The sequence below is a fragment of the Elusimicrobiota bacterium genome (assembly GCA_040757695.1).
Classification (GTDB): domain Bacteria; phylum Elusimicrobiota; class UBA8919; order UBA8919; family UBA8919; genus JBFLWK01.
Window position 1 is genome coordinate 1 of sequence record JBFLWK010000141.1, and the last position, 3,228, is coordinate 3,228.

General features: G+C 36.2%; 3 protein-coding genes. All 3 read right to left on the reverse strand.

What is annotated here, in order from left to right; translation table 11 throughout:
• Positions 1 to 1,702: hypothetical protein (locus AB1349_13200; protein MEW6558280.1), on the reverse strand; the 1,702-nt coding region annotated here is incomplete at its 3' end.
• Positions 1,699 to 2,550, reverse strand: coding sequence for a hypothetical protein (locus AB1349_13205; protein MEW6558281.1), 852 nt, complete (start codon positions 2,548 to 2,550; stop codon positions 1,699 to 1,701). The genes AB1349_13205 and AB1349_13200, both read right to left, overlap by 4 nt.
• The gene (locus AB1349_13210; GenBank protein MEW6558282.1) at positions 2,550 to 2,984 is read right to left on the reverse strand and encodes a tyrosine-type recombinase/integrase; all 435 of its coding nucleotides are present in this window, start codon (positions 2,982 to 2,984) and stop codon (positions 2,550 to 2,552) included. Before AB1349_13210 ends, AB1349_13205 begins: the two co-directional genes overlap by 1 nt.
• Positions 2,985 to 3,228 lie beyond the last annotated feature (244 nt).

The following is a 3,228-nucleotide window of genomic DNA, read 5'->3' on the forward strand; positions in this document are numbered from 1 at the left end:
CACTCTCCGTCGGCTCATACCACCAACTCTTTTCCCATTTTGGTTCGGATGCTACAAGACCATGCCCTTCCGCAATCTTTACTATAACTGTTTTTTGCTCTGCTGTCTCGTTAAAAACATTCGCATACACCACACTTCTCTGCCCCTGTATCAATGTCTGCTCTGGTGTGTTCAGTGTAAATGATATTCCAGTATATGGTATTGCTCGTAGTTGTTGTGTCGCAGGTGTAGTTGGGTCTTTAGCGTATGCGAGTAGGTTTTGGATAAGTGTCTTTTCTTCTTGTGATAGTGAGCCCTGCGCATAACTGAAATCGCTGTAAAATGTGGTTGCTATGACTCTCCCTTCTACCTGTCTACCTTCTACCTCTCTACCTTTTACTGTGTATTCTATAAGGCACGGCATATTGTTCTTCGTGCGTCTTAAAAGCACCTTTGCATTCGCAGGGTAATTCGTAAAATAACCGTCTACATTCATGTCAGGGGTAGAATCTATCTGTCCTGCAAACATTGGATGATATGTGCTTATATATACCGCATTACTGTGGCAAGATTGGTCTTCTGTCCAGCCATATGCCTTTAGTGAATTGGGTAGAACACTGTATTCATATCCTTTTTGTTGTGAGAATATTATCACCGTGCCACCGTTAGATACATATTCAGCCAATTTTTTCTTAAACGATACCGAGCCATCAAGTCCATAAAACCCACCCGATGGAATTACCAAAGTTTTATAATTGCTCCAATCTTCGTCGATATTTACAGATGCATTTGGAATAAATACAGCATTCAACAATTTACTGGCTTCATCCCAATATCCGTTCCTTAAAATTATTGCATCATATGCTTTACGATGGTCATTCAAAATTACTTCCGCTGATTTATCAAAAACCATAAGTTTTTCTTTATATTGCTGATTAAGATTATTTATCTCCGTTCTTTGTTCCAAAGTTAGTCCATTCAAAAAATTATTTACCTCATCGACCGATTTAAAATATGGGAAATATGTTGTTCCTGATAATAGCATAACTTTGTCTTGCACTGCTGTTGCAGCAATATATGCTTGTTCTGACTTTTGCTCCAAATCCAAAAGATGGTTTTCATATTCGGGATTTTCAGATAAAATTTTACTGTGGACTCTTTCTATTTGTGCATTGTAGGATTCGTTATATGGAATAGAACCAAAAACAAAGTTCCCAATGTTTATAAATACATCTGTAAAAACATCATAACCCACTTCAGTTGAAGATACTCCATAATATTCATCAGGAATATCTTTCCCAGGGTCATCGGGTATATCAGGTGGAGGAGGCGGTGGCGGCGGAAATCTTACCCAGTTTTTGTAATATGGATATCCTACACGAAGAGCAGTAGCTGCAGCAATTCCTTTTGGTCCTAGTTTAGATAATCCTGTTGCTGTCGCCCAGACAGACCATCCACGAATAGATGTTTTTTCTGTTAACGCCGTTTGTGCTATTCCTGTCCCTAAAAGAAATTTCGGCAAGAAATCAGATGTAGCAACTTTTCCTCCTACAGCACGAGCTATTGCGTTGCCCCAAATTTTTGCATGTTCGCCCCATGTTTTTCCTGCATTCAAACGACTTAATACTTCTTTTAGAGTTATCGCAGGAAGTGTTGCCAGCATAAAAGCAATCTGAACAATCAATAGAATTATTATCCAAGAAAATTTTGTTTTTTTTCTCATTTCTTTCTTACTTTTTTTCTAAGATGGTTTTTCACTAATATATATACTATAAAACCGTAAATAGGACTAATTAAGAAAGAAAACCATAAACCTGGTGAATGTATAGGATATTCTATTAATTGAATTTCTTTAGCATCAAACCCAACAAGCAAATCAAAAAAATACATTATTATCATTGATAGTGGGAAAATGATTCCAAGTGTTATTAATAGTGAAACATTACCATTAGATCTCTCTATAAGAAACACACCTTGAATGTTTATTAAAAGCCAATAAAAAAAACAAATGAGTAAAAGAAAATTAACCCCTGAACTTGTAAATTTTTGAATGTATATATTTTCATGGATCGTCGGAAATATAACTAGTAGTCCATTGTAAAGAAAAATTAGAAATACAATTTCATATAATGAAAATTCTATCACTTCGCCTATTCTTAACTTTCTTTCTTTTAATCTTTTATAAAAATCTTGCAAATACACTTTTATTTCTTTTAATGTCATTGTAGACCTTGATAATTGACTTAAATCCCAAAAACTCTTGGGTTTAGGATATTTCTTTGGTTTTTCTCCAAGCCACCACAACTCTTTTAAAAATTTTTTGAATTCTTTTATTATTTTTCTTACACTACCTATTTCCTCTTTCCCAAGTTCTCCTATTTCTTCAAACGCCTCATCCTGTTTTTTCTTTTCTCTATCTTCTGATACTTTTATTCCATTCATCCCATTTTTTTTATCATCTTTATTTTCTTTAGCAATTACTACCATATCATCAAACCCTTTCCCGCACCACTGGCATTTCTCAAGTTCATTTGGATTATTTCCTTTACAATGTGGACACTGTTTGCTCATTAGTTTTTTCTTCTTTCCTTCGGATGATATTTGTTGTATTGGTTCCTTAAATCTTCTATTGTCACTTTGGTATACTGCTGGGTTGTGCCAAGTGATTTATGCCCGAGAAATTCCTGGATGTATCTTATTGACATACCGTTTTCCAAAAGATGCGTCGCTATGCTGTGTCTCAATATATGTGCTGTCACTGGCTTTGAGATTCTGCTCACTTTCGCATACCTCAATATCAATCTACACAAGCCCTGTCGGTCAAATTCTCTGCCGTTAAGATTAAGAAATACTGTCCCATTGGCATTCCCGTTCTTTTGCAGTTTCGGTCTCACTTTGTTTATATACTCTCTCAAATATCCAGCAGATACTTTTGTCAATGGCACAACTCTGTCTTTCCCGCCTTTGCCGTCTCGGATATTGATTGTTCTGTTGTTTTGTAAAATAAAAAACCGAGTTACCTAAAACAAACTGTGCCTGATTTACAAACACAAATTATCTTCGGTAACCCGGCTGACTTTTATCTTTCGGCAACTTGGCTTACTTTCGCTACGCTCACCCCCGAATGACATACTCCCCGCAGCAAGCTGCGGGGTATCTTAAAAGTCAAGTTTTAACTGGCGTCTGTCTTCTTCTGCTCTTTGATATTGGATGTATTTCTGTATAGTTTGTGCAGTTACTTTGTCGCCG